Here is a 16,772-nt window from a genome sequence, read left to right as displayed (position 1 = left end):
CATGCTGGACAGGCAACATCTTTCTATACTGCGTGAAGTTGATCGCATGGGCAGCCTCACGGCCGCGGCCGAGCGGCTGAATGTCTCCCAGTCTGCTCTCAGCCACACCATCCGCAAGTTGGAAGATCGGTACGGCGTGGCGATGTGGGAAAAGGATGGCCGCAACCTTCGTCTCACCGACGCAGGCCGCTACATCCTGACGCTGGCACAGCGCGTTCTGCCCCAGATCGAGAGGGCTGAGAATGTTCTGTCGGATTATCGCCACGGGCAGCGAGGCTCGCTCAAGATCGGCATGGAGTGCCATCCATGCTACCAGTGGCTGATGAGTGTTACAAAACCCTACCTCATGGAATGGCCGGATGTGGGCTTGGAACTTACGACCTCGTTCGCTTTCGGCGGCGTGGCGGCACTGGCTGGATATGAAATCGATATCCTGATCACACCGGATCCGATTGAGATGGCCGGGGTCCACTATTTGCCGGTGTTCGACTACGAACTGGTGCTCGCGGTGCCAGTCGATCATCCGCTGGCGTTGAAACGCCATGCCGAACCTGCGGATCTGCTGGATGAGACGCTATTCACCTATCCGGTACCGCCTGAGCGGCTGGATGTGTTCACGCAATTCCTGGTGCCTGCCAATTGCCGCCCGCGTCATCACCGAAATATCGAAACGACGGAAATGATGCTCCAGCTCGTGGCGGCAGGCCGCGGGGTTAGCGCCATTCCCGATTGGCTGGTGCGACGGGAAGCGGCGACACTCGGTGTCCGCGCCGTCCGCATCGGTCAGAGCGGTATCCAGAAAAGCATCCATCTCGGTTTAAGAGATGGTGACGATACTGTCGATTTCATCGCCGGGTTTCTCGAGACGTCGCGTCAAACATTAGCCTGACGCGCCGATTTTCGATCAGTTCGCCAGCCCTGGCAGGAGGAAGCACCTATATGCATGTTGAGAACTCATCGTCGGCATGGCTGGCAGATGACACTGCAAGTGAGATAAAAGCGGAAGCGCGCGCTTTCTGTCTACGGATGATCAATGAATTCTACGGGATCGGTTACACGCCAGCCTGGCACTCGGATCTGGACTCACTGTTGAAAGCAGCTCCCGAAAACTGGTTTTCGAACGGGGAGCGAGGAGGTTTTCTTATCGTCCGGGACGACGCAGGACACATCATCGCCTCTGGAGGTCTCTACGGTCTGGAAAAAAAGCCGTCCACGAGAGACCGGTTGCGAGATCGCTACCGCGACGCGGACGGGGTGTGTCAGATCGCCCGGGTCTATCTGGAGCCAGGCGCTCGGCGGAAAGGAATGGGGTCGTCGGTCGTGGCAGCTCTTGAGACTAGAGCACGCGAACTGGGCTACATCACGTCCTATCTTCATGCCGATGCAGAAACACCTGACACCCTTCGCTTCTGGAGAAGCCAGGGATACAGCGAGTTCGGCCGGTTCTCCTATCCGTCACCAAGAGGAACGGATAGCAGCGTGGACTTCGAGAAGTCTCTCCAAGAGGATGCTGAATGAACGACAAGGATGTCCTTGTGTTTCAATCGAAGACTTTTCGCCTCGGGCCGCAAAACACCCACCGCTTCACGAGGGACGAAATGCCCCTGTGATCCGTCGAAGCACGGCATTCGCGTGGTCGCCGGTGACCGTGGAAATCATCACGACATCCAGTTTCGGAAGTTCGGGGAGCGAGCGGCTCCTGACTTGCCGCACACCGGCGGGAGCAGCACTTTGTGCCAGAAGCCCGACACCAATTCCGGCTTCGACTGCAGCTCCCACCGCCGTTGCCCCGGTGCCGACGAACACCTCGCGCCAGGCGATATCAGCGCTCTCCAGCGCCCGAAGGGCCGTGGCTCGCAAATTGCAAGGTTCCGGCTGAAGCACAAGAGGCACGGGAACGTCTGAACGCAGATCGAAATCCGCACTGCCATACCAACCAAAGCTTTCCTGAAACAACGGCTCTCCATCCCGGCGGATATCATCGTGCCGCAACACGACGATCGCATCGAGTTCTCCGGCATCATAGAGTTCAAGCAGCGTTCTGGTGCCGGCGGTGCGAAGATGAAGCGTAACGCTCGTCACGCGCTCGCTGACCACTCGAAGTATCCGCGGTAGGTCGGCACCGATCAGATGATGCGTGACACCGATCGCCAGCCGCGTCGGCTCCTGACCAAAGACATCAAGCGCACGGCGGCCGGCAGCGACATAGGCGCGCGCGGGTTCCAGAAAGCGTTCGCCTGCTGCCGTCAAACGCACGCGGCGCGGAGTCCGTTCGACCAGGCGATGTCTCAGCATGTCCTCAAGCCGGCGCAAACGGAGGGATATTGCCGCCTGCGATGTATTCATCACGCCTGCAACCTGCGTGAACGACTGCAGTTCGGCAACGAGAAGAAAAGCCTCGACGGCCTCGGGATCCAATGAGCGCATGGCACTCATAACAAACTGTTATCGCTGAAACTTGCAAGCCCCTAATTCTATCGACCCTTCAAGACGGCTATTGCACGAAAATCTTGATAGGAGTTTTTCGTGTCGTCACAGATTTCTTCATCGTCGCCTGGCCCTGCCCCCGCCGCCGATCCCCGCATATGGGCAGTGCTTGCCGTGGCGGTCGGAACGCAGACCGCAGGCTCGTTCGTATCGCAGGGAATTTACATTCTCGTACCCTTCTGGCGGGAAGCATTCGGCGTGTCGCTCGCATCCGCGTCACTTGCCGTAACCGTCATGAACGGTGTCCAGATCGCAACGATGTTCACGCTCGGCCGTGCCATCGACATTCACGGCGAGCGCCGTATCGTCGGCATTGCCATGCTCGGTATGGCGATCGCCATGGCCTGCGCGGCAACATTCGCAAACAGTCTGCCCGCGCTGCTTGTTTGCATCGCATTTCTGGGCGGCACCTATGCAGCTGTCCAACCGGGCGGCACGCGGGCAATCATGCGCTGGTTCCCGCCCGCCAAACGTGGAATAGCCACAGGGTTTCGGCAGGCCGCGGTTCCCTTCGGAACGATGATCGCAGCGGCCCTCCTGCCGTTCATGGCAGTTCGTTACGGGTGGCATGCGGCTGCATGGCTGTGCGCCGGTGTTTCCATCGTCGGCGCAGCACTTTTCTGGGGGCTATACCGCGAGGCAGGCGACGTTGCGGCCAAAACAGAGCGTCCGCTCCCCTTGGCAAAACTCGCCCGCATCGTCGGGCAGGATCGCAGCTTCTGGCCCGTTTTGCGGCTTGGTATTGCCATGTCGGCGTTTCAATTCACCCTGACCGCACACGTCATCGGCTTCATGGCGGACGGCCTGGGGCTTGGCCTCTTCGTCGCCTCTTCGATGTTTGCCGCAACACAGCTTGCGGGCATTCCCGGCCGCATTCTCCTGCCCTGGCTCAGCGATCGCTTTCGGCCCGGTCTTCGCGGCCAATCGTTTGGACTGGTATCCGTGATTGCTGCCAGCGCCGCAGCACTGCTCGCGCTTCTTCCCATCGGCACGCCGTCACCGGTTATCCTGCTCGTGCTTATCATATTGGGGATATTCGGGATCGGCTGGTTTCCGCTTTACCTTCTGCAGATCGCCGAGAGCGCGCCGAAAGGCTCGATAGCATCGACAATCGCCTTCGCATCCACGATCTGTCTGGCTGTCATGGCTATTGGGCCCTACCTGTTCGGGCTCCTGGTCGATAGTTTTGGTTATGGGGCAGCCTGGTCAGCACTGATCGTGCCGGTAGTTGCGACCGCGATACCGCTCGCCATCTCGTCCCCACGCCTGCCGAAAGCTCAAACCGGTTCGCCGTGAGATAGGATCTTGAAATCCAGGCGCCGAGGAACGCGACCGTATTCAGGCCAGCGTCCGCAGCATTCCCTCTATCACAGGTGGCGTCGGTCTTGTTACTGCCGACCCGATCATGGGGCCTTAGCTAATTTCGATGCTAGTGGCATTAAAGGAGTTTCGGCCGAATGGCGGAGAGGGTGGGACCCTCTACCAAGTTGGCCATAACCTATTGATAAACCTTGAAACAAGGGGTACGCCTGGTACGGTTTTGGGTACACATTTTCGAACCCAATGTCAACATACTGGGTATGATCCGCTCTGCGTCATGCTTCTATCGATGTTGAACGTTACGGAGGAAGGCCTCGGATTAGTCGGGAAAGTCCGCCCCGTCCCATACGGTTGAACAACTACGGAGTTGACACCCTGTAAACAACATGTCCCAACGCCAGTAGCCCCAGCTAGGTTTTCGCTTTCAGGCCGTTCTGGTAGCAGCACAAGACTTTTTATGCCACTGATGCAGCAGTCGATTTCCGACTATAGGCCATACCCGAAGCCGCCATTGTCCAGGTCATTCTCGGCCTTCGCTTTGATCCGCTTCAGTTCATCGACCCTTAAACGCGCATGGGTGAGGATGAATTTGAGACCACAAAATGCCATGGCTGGATGCACGCGGATAATCCCAGTTGCAGCAGCAACTTGTTCAAGTAGTGGGCCAGCAGCCTGCTTTCGCTGAGCTATGTCGCGCACAAGATTGGCATGCTTCTGTTTGTCCTGAAATTCCTGACGAACCAGCTTTGTTTTCAACGCCTCAAGGTCGCGGTTACAAGTTTGCAACACCTCGGAGGCTTGCTGAACCGCTGACATGCATTGCCGCTGCTGCCGCTCAAAGATAAAAGAAATTCCTAATAGGTAGTGCCACCATCGCGGACGAGGGGCCTTCGCAAGTCGTCGCTCGGCATCGAAAAGTATGTCCCATTTTTTTCCGACGCTCGTCTCCAGGTCAGCAACTTCGCCACGCATGCGCGTCGTCTTTTCGGAAGCTTTGAGGTCGGGAATTCGGCGATTGAGATCAGCTCTCGCCTGTTCCTCAATCTCCCAAAGGGACACAGCAATGCGTTCCTCCGGTGTCATGGCCAAAACGTTGACCTTGCCCATCAGCAGAGAAAGCTGACCCTTGTAGCTATTGAGGCGAGTGAGCCAGCCTATGGGGCTGGAGATGACAGCGTCGGGCAATTCAGTCTCTGGTTTAGCAGTTCGATCTGGTTCGACACGTTTTCGAGAGCTTCCAGGATTTTCACCTGTATCTGGATCAGCATGTCTGGACCGGGCATCTGCTGATTGCTTGACGGTTGAAGCAGGCTGCGGATGGCTCTCGCTTCGGCGAGAATCGCTTGTTCGATTGTCGGGTTTGTCGTTGGCTGGCTCATCGTCCACCACTTTCATTATGTTGTTGATTTCAGTTTTTTTCCTTCCAGCCAATCGTGCAAGGGAGCCGATGAACTGTCCGCCCATGTCGGTCACGATCCATGTGGAAGGCTTCTCTCCAGGCATGACCTTCAGCTCTGACGCGGCCAAGGTGGCCTCCAGCTCGGTTCTTTTGGACGCTGTAGCCAAGGCGTGCTGCACAGCCTGCCTAATAGCTGGAACATCGTTTCCAACTCGCTTCGCAGCCTGATGTTGCGCATTTGTAAAGGCTTCTCTTGGAGGGCGTTCCACTCCACCAAGTTGGGCGTCAATACTCTCTGCTACCTCAATAGCGCCGCGCTCTCGCAGACCCGCGACAACCGCTTTCGTATGCGCTCCAGAAATGAACCGGTGCCCGAATTTATATTCGGACCATCGGGCAATAAGCTCGTGGATAATACGATCAAACGAGCACTTCAGAACCTTTCCGGAAGCAGGATCAATCTCACCGACAAGTACATGCCAGTGTGCAGAATGCGCCTCCGCTGTCGCACGCGGTTTCCTATGCTCGATGATCACCGCTCGCTCAGGGTTGAAGCCAAATTCTTCGGCAATCATCGTCAAGACCTCGCGCATCTGTATCCGAGACGTCGCTTCACGCGGGGCGATGATCCAGTGTCGGATAGAGTATTTGGAGCGCTTCGTCAGAGCGTCTCGATGCATGTCGGCGATATCCGTTGCAGTGCCGCGCAGAAATTCAACTGCGTCGTTGTCATCCCCGTTTTGGAGATGGCTGATCAGCTTGTTCAAACTCGACGTTGTCCGAAAACGGACGGCTTTGATAATCATGGCACAGATTTTGATAATCATGGCACAGATCATGTCAGGACCCTGTTCGCGTCCAACCGTACCTGCGCTGCGATCTCTTTAAGCGCTGCGACGTCGATTGGTTTACCGGCGAACGCCTGAAGCATCTGATTTATTGAACGGCGAAGTTTGGCAATTGCCTCGCGGCGCTGATGACCGGCAACGCGGCCTTGTATCGTTTCTTCTATGGCGGAACGGACAATTTGGGAGATAGATTTACCGGCAACGTCCGCAAAATGCTCCAGCCGCAATTTGTCGGTATTGGAAATCCGGATTTTTACGAACGCTTCTTTCATTTTACACTGCCTAAAACTTCTGGGGGTCCACGGGGGCGAAGCCCCCTGGCCTACTGCCGTCGTGCACACGACGGCATGGCTGGCAACCGCAGGTCACTCGAAATTAGGTGGCCACATAGAAGTGTTCGGCAGATTTTCCTCGCTGGCAATAGCCAATTTCATTTCCTGCTTTTTCCTGTTTTTTCCGACATCCTTCATGTTACGTTCGCGACTCAAAGTTGAGGCTTAAGTCATGGACGATGACATAATCACGATCAGGGAAGTCGCTGAGTATCTGAGGCTCAGGGAGAAAACCACTTATGCGTTGGCGGCCAAGGGTGAACTTCCTGGCTTCAAAGTCGGTGGCTCATGGCGTTTTCGCAAGAGCGCACTGGAAAAGTGGATCGTTCAGCGGGAAGGAAATGAGGCAAGTCGTTCATGAACGAGCAACAGATCGAACAAATTTTGATCGGCAAACTCGCCGACCTTAAATACGCATACCGGGCAGACATCCGCGATCTCGACGCGCTAAAAACCAATTTCCGGCAACAATTTGAGGCGCTGAACAAGGTTAAGCTGTCCGAGAGCGAATTTTCTAGACTCCTTGAAACCATTATCACGCCTGACGTTTATACAGCTGCTCGGACACTCCGAGAACGGAACAGCCTTGAACGGGACGACGGCACACCGCTTAATTACACCCTGGTGAATATCAAGGACTGGTGCAAAAACACCTATGAAGTCGTCAACCAGCTCCGTATCAACACTGAGAACAGCCATCATCGATATGACGTCCTCCTGTTGATCAACGGCGTCCCTGTCGTTCAGGTTGAGCTTAAATCTCTGCAAATCACTCCTCGGAAGGCAATGCAGCAGATCGTCGATTATAAAAACGTTCCCGGGAACGGGTACGGTAAGACGCTGATGTGCTTCATCCAGTTGTTCATCGTCAGCAACCGCTCTGAAACCTGGTATTTCGCAAACAACAATAATCGTCACTTCAGCTTTGATGCGGACGAGCGTTTCCTGCCAGTCTATCAATTCGCCGACGAGAGAAATAAAAAAATCGGACAGCTCGACGATTTCGCCGAGAAATTCCTTGCGAAGTGCACCCTGGGAGAGATGATAAGCCGCTACATGGTTCTGGTCGCCAGCGAGCAGAAGCTATTAATGATGCGTCCTTACCAGATTTACGCGGTGAAGGCGATTGTGGAGTGCATTCACCAGCAGACAGGAAATGGTTATGTCTGGCATACCACGGGCAGCGGTAAAACGCTGACTTCGTTCAAGGCGTCGACCTTGCTCAAAGACAATCCGGACATTGAGAAATGTCTTTTTGTCGTGGACCGTAAAGACCTTGACCGGCAAACCCGCGAAGAGTTTAACCGTTTCCAACAAGGTTGCGTTGAGGAGAACACAGATACGTCGACGCTGGTGACGCGCCTCCTTTCCAGCGACTATGCCGACAAGGTGATTGTCACCACGATCCAAAAACTCGGCCTGGCTCTGGATGGAACCAACAGGCAGAACTATAAAGAACGTCTTGAGCCGCTCCGCGACAAGCGCATCGCCTTTATTTTCGACGAGTGCCACCGCTCACAATTTGGCGAAAACCATAGAGCCATCAAGGAATTCTTTCCGAACGCACAGCTATTCGGCTTCACTGGAACACCGATCTTCGAGCAAAATGCCAGCTATCAGCAAATCGAAGGCGGTCAGGCCACCTATAAGACCACGGCTGATATCTTTCAGAGCCAGCTCCACGCCTACACGATCACAGACGCGATTGATGATCGCAACGTCTTGAAATTTCATATCGACTATTACAAGCCGGATGGAAAGGGCAAGCCAAAGCCGGGGGAAGCCTTGGCGAAAAAGGCAATCGTAGAAGCCATCTTGAACAAGCACGATGCCGCCACCAACGGGCGCAAGTTCAATGCCATTCTGGCTACCGCTTCGATCAATGACGCAATCGAATATCACAAGCTGTTCAAAAGCATTCAGAAAGACAAGTCTTCGGCAAACCCGGCTTTTCAGCCGCTCAATATCGCCTGCGTCTTCTCCCCGCCCGCTGAAGGCAGCCCGGACATAAAGCAGATTCAAGAAGATTTGCCACAGGAAAAGGAGGACAACTCGGTTGCGCCGGATGAGAAGAAGGCGGCACTTAGCGACATCCTCACCGATTACAACAGACACTACAACACCAACCACCGCATTGGCGAATTCGATCTTTATTATCAGGATGTTCAGAAGCGCATTAAGGATCAGCAATACCCTAACCAGGATTTGAAGCATGCGGAAAAAATTGACATCGTCATCGTCGTTGACATGTTGCTGACTGGCTTCGATTCTAAATTCCTGAATACCCTGTATGTTGATAAGAACCTCAAGTATCACGGCTTGATTCAGGCGTTCTCACGCACCAATCGCGTTCTTAATGACACAAAACCTTACGGCAACATTCTCGATTTCCGGCAACAGCAGGACGCGGTGAATGATGCCATTGCCCTGTTCTCGGGGGATCAGTCTGACCGAGCCAAGGAAATATGGTTGGTGGATCAAGCGCCCGTTGTGATCGGGAAGCTTAGTAGGGCCGTTGAAGAACTCGGCAATTTCATGAAATCGCAGGGACTAGACGCCAAGCCCGAACAGGTCGCAAACCTGAAGGGTGATGCCGCGCGTGGTCAGTTCGTCAACCTGTTCAAAGAAGTGCAGCGCCTCAAAACCCAGCTTGATCAATATACCGACCTGAACGAGGATCAGAAGCAAAAAGTTGAGAATGTGATTACGAAGGAAAGGTTACAGGGGTTCAAGGGAGTTTATATCACCACTGCGCAACAACTCAAAGCTGTGCAGGACAAGGCTGGTGGGAATGCCACGCCAGACGTCCAGCAGTTGGATTTTGAATTTGTTCTCTTTGCGTCAGCAATAATCGACTACGACTACATTATTGCACTCATCGCAAAGTATTCGGCCCAGGAACCGAGTCGAACCAGCATGAGCCGAGAGCAGCTCATTGGCCTCATTGCGTCCGACGCCAAGTTCATGGACGAGCGTGAGGATATCAAAGATTATATCTTTACCCTGACAGAAGGCGAAGGCCTGAGTGAGAAGGAAATTCGCGAGGGTTACGGGAGATTCAAGGAAGCAAAGAAGACCAGGGAACTTGCTGCACTTGCTGAAAAGCATGGGCTTGCAACTGCTCCCTTGCAAGCCTTTGTGGACGGGATTTTGCGCCGGATGATTTTTGATGGCGAGCAGCTGAGCGAGCTTCTTGAACCGTTGGAATTGAGCTGGAAAGCGAAGAATAGAAAAGAGCTGGAGCTGGTGGAGGACTTGTCTCCCTTGCTCAACAAATTGAGCGGTGGGCGCGAAATAGCGGGACTGAATGCCTATGAGCAATAATTCCAAGCAGATCAGTTTGCAACCGCAGCTGCGTTTTCCAGAATTTCGTAATTCAGGAAACTGGGCTGAAAATATCTTTGGTGAGCTGTACGGTTTTGTCACGACTAATTCTCTGTCTAGAGACAAGCTCAACTATGAGTATGGAACAGTCAAAAATATCCATTATGGCGACATACACACGAAGTTCAGGGCCCTTTTCGACATTAGGAATGAGAATGTCCCATTCATCAGCGAACCTGAAAACGTGCAGAAGGAGGGCAAACTCTGCGTTGAAGGCGATGTCATATTTGCCGACGCCTCTGAGGACTTAGACGATGTCGGTAAAAGCATCGAGATTGTAAATGTCGACGGCCAAAAGCTCGTTGCGGGACTGCATACGCTCCACGCACGTGTAGTGGCCCCCTAAATCTCCGGACACGATCTCCCACTTGTTAAGTGTTAGGAGTAATGTGCCCATTATGACCAGTCACATACCTAAGATAGAAGTGCTGTCCGGCCCTGAGCGCCGCCGTCGCTGGTCGACAGCGGAGAAGCTCGCGATAGTCCAGGAGACCTACGAGCCTGACGTCACGGTTAGCATCGTTGCTCGACGGCATGGCATTCAGCCGAACCAGTTGTTCGCCTGGCGTAAATTGGCGGCGCAAGGTGCGCTGACGGCGACGGCATCGCAGGAAGAGGTCGTCCCGGCATCCGAATACAGAGCGCTTCAGAACCAGGTAAAAGAACTGCAGCGCCTCCTCGGCAAAAAGACGATGGAAGGCGAAATCCTCAAGGAAGCGCTTGAGATAGCATCAGGGTCAAAAAAACACCTGTTGCGCTCGCTCTCGTTGCCGAAGGACGGTTCGCGATGACGGCGGTGTGCGAGACCCTGGGTGTCGCCCGATCCAACATAGCGGAACGTGTGAGGCAACGTCCTTCTCGAGCCAGAGGGCGGCCGCCGCTCGCTGATCAGAAACTGTTGGAAGAGATCAAGTCGATCATCGATGACATGCCGACCTACGGATACCGCCGGGTTCACGCGATCCTGCGCCGTAAAGCCCGCAGCGAAAACCGTCCATGGCCAAATGCCAAACGCGTCTACCGGGTGATGAAGGTCCACGGCATGCTTCTTCAGCGCCACACCGGTGCAAGTGACACTCGTCGCCACGATGGCCGTGTCGCCGTCGAGCAATCCAATCTGCGCTGGTGTTCAGACGGGTTTGAAATCGGCTGCGAAAACAAGGAGAAGGTGCGCGTTGCTTTCGCTCTCGATTGCTGTGATCGCGAGGCCATCGCCCATGTCGCGACAACCGGGGGCATCAAGAGCGAGGACGTCCAGGACCTTGTCATCACGGCTGTTGAGAACCGTTTCGGTCTCATCAACACCCTTCCAAAGCCAATCGAATGGCTGACGGACAACGGCTCCTGCTTCATCGCAAAGGACACCAGATCGCTGCTCATCGATATCGGCATGGAGCCGTGTTCAACGCCCGTTCGAAGCCCCCAATCCAACGGAATGGCCGAAGCCTTCGTCAAAACCTTCAAGCGCGATTACGTCTCGGTGAACCCCTTGCCGGACGCCATGACCGTCATCGCGCAACTGCCCTCATGGTTCGAACACTACAACACCCTTCACCCGCATAAGGCATTGGGTTATTGCTCGCCTCGTGAGTTCTTAAACCGTCAAACCGAAACCTGATCCTGTCCGGTTTTTAAGGGGCAACTCCAGCACGGCAGAAGAGCAAGAAGCTGCTGGTTGGCTTCGCCGGACATCTATTTCAATCCAGTTCACCCCGAACTCAGATCAAGAACGAGGCTCAAGGAGCTAAGGTGCTCGGCATCTCGGCGAGTAGACTGGCCTCCGTCAGAGTCAGCTACCCATCAGATAAAGATGAACAGCGAAAAATCGCAGATTGTTTGTCGTCGCTCGATCAGCTGATAGAAGCGGAAGGGCAGAAGCTAAAGGTCCTGCAACGCCACAAAAAAGGGCTGATGCAGGAGCTTTTCCCCGTTGAAGGCGAAACTGTGCCTGGGCGACGTTTTCCTGGTTTCGCAGACAGCTGGGTTACCTCAACGATTGGCAAAGTGGCGCGAGTGACAACAGGGGGGAAGGATACACAAAACAAAAAAGAGGGCGGCGCATATCCATTCTTTGTAAGGTCGCAAACTGTAGAGCGTATTGATACCTTTTCGTATGACGGAGAGGCAATCCTGACTTCAGGAGACGGAGTAGGAGTCGGGAAGAATTTCCATTATATCAACGGGAAATTCGACTTCCATCAAAGAGTATACTGTATCTGCGATTTCAATAAAAACGTATTACCGAAGTATGTATACTTATACTTCTCCAATTATTTCTATTCCAGAGTAAGCCAATTAAGCGCAAAAAACTCGGTCGACTCCGTGAGGATGGCGATGATCACGGACATGCCAATTGGTTTGCCCTCTTACGAGGAGCAACGATGCATTGCGGATTGTCTTTCTCTCGCTGACGAACTGATTTTACAACAGAGACAAAAGCTTAAAAATCTGCGTATGCACAAAAAGGGGTTGATACAACGTCTGTTCCCTGCGGTCTCTGAGGTGGATCATGGCTAACAAGCCCAAAGTCTACGATTACGCGGCACTTAGCCACGTCGTGACCCGGATTCGAAGCGATTTGAAAGATTTCGATTACGTTCTGCTTTTTGCTTACAATGGCACAGGAAAAACGCGGCTCTCGATGGAGTTTAAAGAGACCGCAAAAAAGATGGCCACAGGAAAGGATACTCTTTATTTCAACGCTTTCACTGAAGATTTGTTTTACTGGCATAATGACCTTCAGGGCGATGCTGATCGGCACTTGATAATCAACTCAGGGTCAGCGTTCTTTTCAGGATTCAAGGAACTTGCCCTGGAGGAGAAGATTTTTGCATACCTGGAACGATACGCCGACTTTGACTTCAGGATTGATTATGAAAAATGGCAGGTCCGATTTTCGCGAGACCGAGAAGATAACATCAAGGTTTCTCGCGGTGAGCAAAATCTTTTCATTTGGTGCATGTTCCTTGCCATTTGTGAGCTGGTGATCGATGGGCATGTTTCCTATTCCTGGGTGAAGAACCTCTATATTGACGATCCAATTTCCTCATTGGACGACAACAACGCTATTGCAGTAGCTAACGATCTGGCGCAGCTCTTGAAGAGCGGCAAAGGTAAGATTAAGGCAGTCGTCTCCACCCATCATGGCCTATTTTTCAATGTGATGGTGAACGAGCTAAAGCATCAAAGCACGAAGGTTCACTTTTACCATCGTCCAACTGGCGTTGACACATACACGCTGAGGGGAACCGACGAGACTCCGTTCTTCCACCACGTTGCAACACTGGGGGAATTGAAAAATGCCGTCGAAGCCGACCAGATATACACGTACCATTTCAATATGCTGCGGAGCATCATGGAGAAAACAGCCCTTTTCTTCGGCTCGAAGGATTTTTCAAGCTGCATTCATGGGCTGGACGACGAAGTGCTTTACGCGCGTGCACTGAACCTTTTGAGCCACGGAAAATATTCTATTTATGAGCCGCGTGAGATGGTGGCTGATACGAAAGAATTGTTCAAAAAAATCTACTCTGAATTCATCGACCGCTATCGGTTTGAACTGCCAGAGATAACAGGACAGCAGGAGGCCGCGAAGTGACCGAAGAACAACAAAAAGAACTTGGCAAAATTCTTTGGGCTATTGCTGACAAGTTGCGCGGCGCAATGAATGCCGACGATTTTCGCGATTATATGCTTTCCTTCCTCTTCTTGCGCTATCTCTCCGACAATTACGAGGCCGCAGCCAAGAAGGAATTGGGAAAAGAGTATCCTGGGCCGAACGGTCACATAACGCCGCTGCAACGCTGGTACGAGGAAAATCCTGACGATGTCGATGAGTTTGAGAACCTCATGCGTCGCCGGGTGCATTATGTAATCGAACCTGATTACCTCTGGGGCAACATAGCTGACATGGCGCGTCGGCAGGACGATGAGCTGCTGCATACGCTCCAAAAGGCGTTCACCCACATCGAAGAAGAGTCGTTCGGTCAGAACTTTCAGGGATTGTTTTCGGAGATCAATCTCGCGTCGGACAAGCTCGGCAAAGTTTACACCGACCGCAACAAGAAGCTCCACGAGATCATTTCCAAAATAGCGGATGGCCTTTCAAGATTTTCGTCGCAACAAGACACCCTTGGCGATGCATATGAATACCTGATCGGCCAGTTTGCTGCGGGTTCGGGCAAAAAGGCTGGAGAGTTTTACACGCCGCAGCAGGTCTCTGACATCCTTTCGGCAATTGTGACGCTAGACGGCCAGGACCCCGCCCTTGGCAAAAAGAAGCACCTGGACAGTGTTTTCGACTTCGCTTGCGGTTCAGGATCGTTGTTGCTGAATGTGCGGAATCGGATAACCAAAGATGGCGGCACCATCGGACGGATTTTCGGCCAGGAAAAGAACATTACCACCTATAACCTCGCCCGCATGAACATGCTGCTTCACGGGGTAAAGGATTCCGAGTTCGAAATTTTCCATGGGGACACGCTACTCAATGATTGGGACAAACTGCGAGAGGCAAACCCCGCAAAGAAACCCTACTTTGACGCTATAGTTGCCAATCCTCCATTCAGTTATCGCTGGGAGCCTTCTGACGCGGTCGCGGACGATGTCCGCTTTAAGTCCCATGGGCTCGCGCCAAAATCGGCTGCAGACTTTGCCTTCCTCCTGCATGGTTTCCATTATCTGAGCGATCAGGGAACAATGGCCATCATACTTCCGCACGGTGTTTTGTTCCGAGGAGGTGCAGAAGCGAACATCCGCAAAAAGCTCCTGGATGACGGCCACATCGACACTGTCATCGGCCTACCCGCCAACCTGTTTTATTCCACTGGCATTCCCGTTTGCATTCTCGTTCTAAAGAAGTGCAAAAAGCCAGATGACGTGCTGTTTATCAACGCAACCAGCGACGAGAATTTCGAAAAGGGCAAACGGCAGAACCAGCTCTTACCGAAGCATATCGAAAAGATCGTAGAGACATATAAGTTCCGGAAAGAAGAGGATCGTTATTCAAAGCGAGTGCCAATCGAAACGATCCGAGAGGACCACGGCTACAACCTCAATATATCGCGATATGTCAGCATGACAGCGGCTGAGGAGCAAATCGCTCTTGAGGAAGTTCACGAAAAGCTGGAAGCCATTGAAATGGAAATCAGTGCCGCACGGAGCAAACACAACGGATTTCTCAACGAACTAGGCTTGAGTTTGTTACCGGGTTGAAACCAATTTGATACATGACATCGTCGTAACGTATGTTATTTCTTTGCGTAATAGTGACATTAAAAAAGTGACGCGAAAGGTTACAAGGTTGCCGCCCGTAAAACGCTGCATCATCATTGTTACTTAAACGACCGTTTTAGTGACAGGAAATGATATGGGTGAACTGATTGGATACGTTCGGGTTTCGAAAGCGGACGGCACTCAGGTGCTCGACCTGCAGAAGGACGCATTGCTCAGTGCTGGTGTCAATCCATCGATGGTTTATGAGGATTTTGCATCGGGAAAACGGGATGATCGTCCAGGATTAAATTCCTGCCTCAAATCGCTCCGTCCTGGCGATACGCTTGTGATTTGGAAGCTCGACCGTCTGGGGCGCGATCTTCGCCATCTCGTGGACACTGTCGATGACTTGTCGAAACGCGGCGTTGGTTTCCGTGTCTTGTCCGGCGAAACACCCATCGACACCTCATCGGCACAAGGGAAGTTGCTTTTTGCCATATTTGGTGGACTGGCGGAATTCGAAAGGGAGCTAATTCGGGAACGGACCATTGCCGGTCTGAAGTCCGCCAGGGCTCGCGGTCGTATTGGGGGGCGGAAGCCGAAGATGACGCCTGCAAAGCTCCGCCTGGCTCAAGCCGCTATGGGCAAGCCTGGAACGGTTGTAGGTGATCTCTGCGACGAGCTTCAGATTACCAGGCAAACCCTCTACCGACATGTATCCCCATCGGGGGAGCTTCGCCCGGATGGCAATCGTGTACTGAAAATTCCTTGAAGGTGACCGCGACCTAGTGCAGCCATGTCCGTATCCGGGAGACAGCAGCGTTCTTGAGCCGGTTTAATTTCGATCTAATTCTTTCGGTAACGCGCCTGAGAACGTCGTCTAACGCTTGCAGAGGTGTCCTCTCATCCGGATGGTGCACAACTGTAGTCAGCGAAGGCGAAATCGAAAGTAAGCGTCCGGTGAGCTGTTTTTGCTGATCGGGCAAATCAGGCGATGTTCTGGCATTCGAACCAGCATTAGTGCTGACATTAATACCAGAACAAAGAGGTTTCATGGCTCGCATGGAGATCATGTCCGGTACCGAGCGCAGGCGGCGCTGGTCGGACGAGGCGAAGCTGAGGATACTGGCGCAAGCTGATGAACCCGGTGCTCGCATTGGCGATGTGGCGCGTCGGCACGACATTCATCCAGGCCAGATTCGCTTGTGGCGGAAGTCGTTCAACTATGTTGATCGACCGACGGTGTTCCTTCCAGTGGAAATCATGGAGGAGGCTGGCGTAAGTCAGGCGTCTACCACGGTAGCGAGGCCGGCGATCGTTGAGATATTGCTGCGGAACGGTCGGTGCCTGAAGGTTCCTGCTGACGTTGAGTTGAAGCTGCTCGGTCCGCTGGTCGCTTGCGTGGAGGCGGCATGATCGGGCCATCGGGCAATGTAAGGGTCTATCTGGCCTGCGGAGTGACCGATATGCGGCGTGGCATTGATGGTCTGTCCGCGCTGGTCGAGACGGTGGTGAAGGAGGCGCCGGGCTCGGGCGCGATCTTCGGCTTCCGCGGAAAGCGCGCTGACCGGATCAAGCTTCTCTGGTGGGACGGCCAGGGGTTCTGCCTGTTCTACAAGATTTTGGAGCGTGGATACTTTCCCTGGCCGACAGCGAAAGAAGGTGTCGCGCACCTGACGCAGGCGCAGCTTTCCATGCTCATCGAGGGGATTGATTGGCGCCGCCCGGCATGGACGTCCGCTCCTGGCCGAACGGGATAAAAGCTATATTTTGCAAGGGCATCCGAGG

Annotated in this window: 16 protein-coding genes and 1 pseudogene; 14 read left to right on the top strand and 3 right to left on the bottom strand. The window is 53.5% G+C overall.

Annotated features, from left to right (window positions below; genetic code table 11):
* The first annotated feature begins 1 nt into the window (after position 1).
* Positions 2-889, top strand: a complete 888-nt coding sequence (locus GSF67_RS19440; RefSeq protein WP_006313378.1) for a LysR family transcriptional regulator — start codon at positions 2-4, stop codon at positions 887-889.
* 50 nt (positions 890-939) lie between these two features.
* The gene (locus GSF67_RS19435) at positions 940-1,518 is read left to right on the top strand and encodes a GNAT family N-acetyltransferase (protein WP_006313377.1); all 579 of its coding nucleotides are present in this window, start codon (positions 940-942) and stop codon (positions 1,516-1,518) included.
* Between the two features lie 66 nt (positions 1,519-1,584).
* On the opposite strand, the gene GSF67_RS19430 is transcribed toward GSF67_RS19435, so the two are convergent.
* Positions 1,585-2,436 (bottom strand): LysR family transcriptional regulator, encoded by an 852-nt coding sequence (locus tag GSF67_RS19430; RefSeq protein WP_006313376.1) that lies wholly within the window; start codon positions 2,434-2,436, stop codon positions 1,585-1,587.
* Positions 2,437-2,526: 90 nt separating this feature from the next.
* Here GSF67_RS19430 and GSF67_RS19425 point away from each other — a divergent pair, with 90 nt between their 5' ends.
* Positions 2,527-3,783: an MFS transporter gene (locus GSF67_RS19425; RefSeq protein ID WP_006313375.1), complete on the top strand. Its 1,257-nt coding sequence runs from the start codon at positions 2,527-2,529 to the stop codon at positions 3,781-3,783.
* Between the two features lie 510 nt (positions 3,784-4,293).
* Here GSF67_RS19425 and GSF67_RS19420 read toward each other — a convergent pair.
* Both GSF67_RS19420 and GSF67_RS19415 read right to left on the bottom strand, forming a co-directional pair.
* Entirely contained in the window at positions 4,294-6,033 is a 1,740-nt protein-coding gene (locus GSF67_RS19420) for a hypothetical protein (RefSeq protein WP_128822069.1), read from the bottom strand.
* An 8-nt stretch (positions 6,034-6,041) separates the two neighbouring features.
* The gene (locus GSF67_RS19415; protein ID WP_006313373.1) at positions 6,042-6,326 is read right to left on the bottom strand and encodes a hypothetical protein; all 285 of its coding nucleotides are present in this window, start codon (positions 6,324-6,326) and stop codon (positions 6,042-6,044) included.
* A gap of 232 nt (positions 6,327-6,558) precedes the next feature.
* Here GSF67_RS19415 and GSF67_RS19410 point away from each other — a divergent pair, with 232 nt between their 5' ends.
* The 11 genes and pseudogenes from GSF67_RS19410 to tnpB all read left to right on the top strand — a co-directional run bounded on the left by GSF67_RS19410 (position 6,559) and on the right by tnpB (position 16,744).
* The gene (locus GSF67_RS19410; protein WP_006313372.1) at positions 6,559-6,747 is read left to right on the top strand and encodes a helix-turn-helix domain-containing protein; all 189 of its coding nucleotides are present in this window, start codon (positions 6,559-6,561) and stop codon (positions 6,745-6,747) included.
* Positions 6,744-9,710, top strand: a complete 2,967-nt coding sequence (locus tag GSF67_RS19405) for a type I restriction endonuclease subunit R (protein WP_006313370.1) — start codon at positions 6,744-6,746, stop codon at positions 9,708-9,710. The genes GSF67_RS19410 and GSF67_RS19405 overlap by 4 nt, the downstream gene beginning before the upstream one ends.
* Entirely contained in the window at positions 9,700-10,116 is a 417-nt protein-coding gene (locus GSF67_RS19400) for a hypothetical protein (RefSeq protein WP_176072067.1), read from the top strand. Before GSF67_RS19405 ends, GSF67_RS19400 begins: the two co-directional genes overlap by 11 nt.
* A gap of 52 nt (positions 10,117-10,168) precedes the next feature.
* Positions 10,169-11,388, top strand: a protein-coding gene (locus GSF67_RS19395; RefSeq protein WP_085944109.1) for an IS3 family transposase whose coding sequence is annotated in 2 segments (ribosomal slippage) — positions 10,169-10,508 and positions 10,508-11,388 — 1,221 coding nt in all. Because the reading frame shifts where the segments join, the coding sequence is not laid out codon by codon here.
* Between the two features lie 47 nt (positions 11,389-11,435).
* A pseudogene (locus GSF67_RS26235) lies at positions 11,436-11,651 on the top strand (restriction endonuclease subunit S); the annotation flags it as partial.
* Positions 11,652-11,681: 30 nt separating this feature from the next.
* The gene (locus GSF67_RS19390; RefSeq protein WP_256435177.1) at positions 11,682-12,287 is read left to right on the top strand and encodes a restriction endonuclease subunit S; all 606 of its coding nucleotides are present in this window, start codon (positions 11,682-11,684) and stop codon (positions 12,285-12,287) included.
* Positions 12,280-13,368: an AAA family ATPase gene (locus GSF67_RS19385; RefSeq protein WP_006313368.1), complete on the top strand. Its 1,089-nt coding sequence runs from the start codon at positions 12,280-12,282 to the stop codon at positions 13,366-13,368. The genes GSF67_RS19390 and GSF67_RS19385 overlap by 8 nt, the downstream gene beginning before the upstream one ends.
* Entirely contained in the window at positions 13,365-14,984 is a 1,620-nt protein-coding gene (locus tag GSF67_RS19380) for a type I restriction-modification system subunit M (RefSeq protein ID WP_006313367.1), read from the top strand. The genes GSF67_RS19385 and GSF67_RS19380 overlap by 4 nt, the downstream gene beginning before the upstream one ends.
* A gap of 154 nt (positions 14,985-15,138) precedes the next feature.
* Positions 15,139-15,756: a recombinase family protein gene (locus tag GSF67_RS19375; RefSeq protein WP_006313366.1), complete on the top strand. Its 618-nt coding sequence runs from the start codon at positions 15,139-15,141 to the stop codon at positions 15,754-15,756.
* A 281-nt stretch (positions 15,757-16,037) separates the two neighbouring features.
* On the top strand, positions 16,038-16,400 hold the full coding sequence (locus tag GSF67_RS19370; RefSeq protein ID WP_006314920.1) for a transposase: 363 nt from the start codon (positions 16,038-16,040) through the stop codon (positions 16,398-16,400).
* A complete protein-coding gene (gene tnpB, locus GSF67_RS19365) occupies positions 16,397-16,744 on the top strand; it encodes an IS66 family insertion sequence element accessory protein TnpB (RefSeq protein WP_006314921.1) in 348 nt (115 codons plus the stop codon). Before GSF67_RS19370 ends, tnpB begins: the two co-directional genes overlap by 4 nt.
* The last annotated feature ends 28 nt before the right edge of the window (positions 16,745-16,772 follow it).

The sequence above is a fragment of the Agrobacterium sp. CGMCC 11546 genome (genome assembly GCF_013365515.1).
Taxonomy (GTDB): domain Bacteria; phylum Pseudomonadota; class Alphaproteobacteria; order Rhizobiales; family Rhizobiaceae; genus Agrobacterium; species Agrobacterium fabrum.
This window is presented reverse-complemented; position numbering and strand designations above follow the sequence as displayed.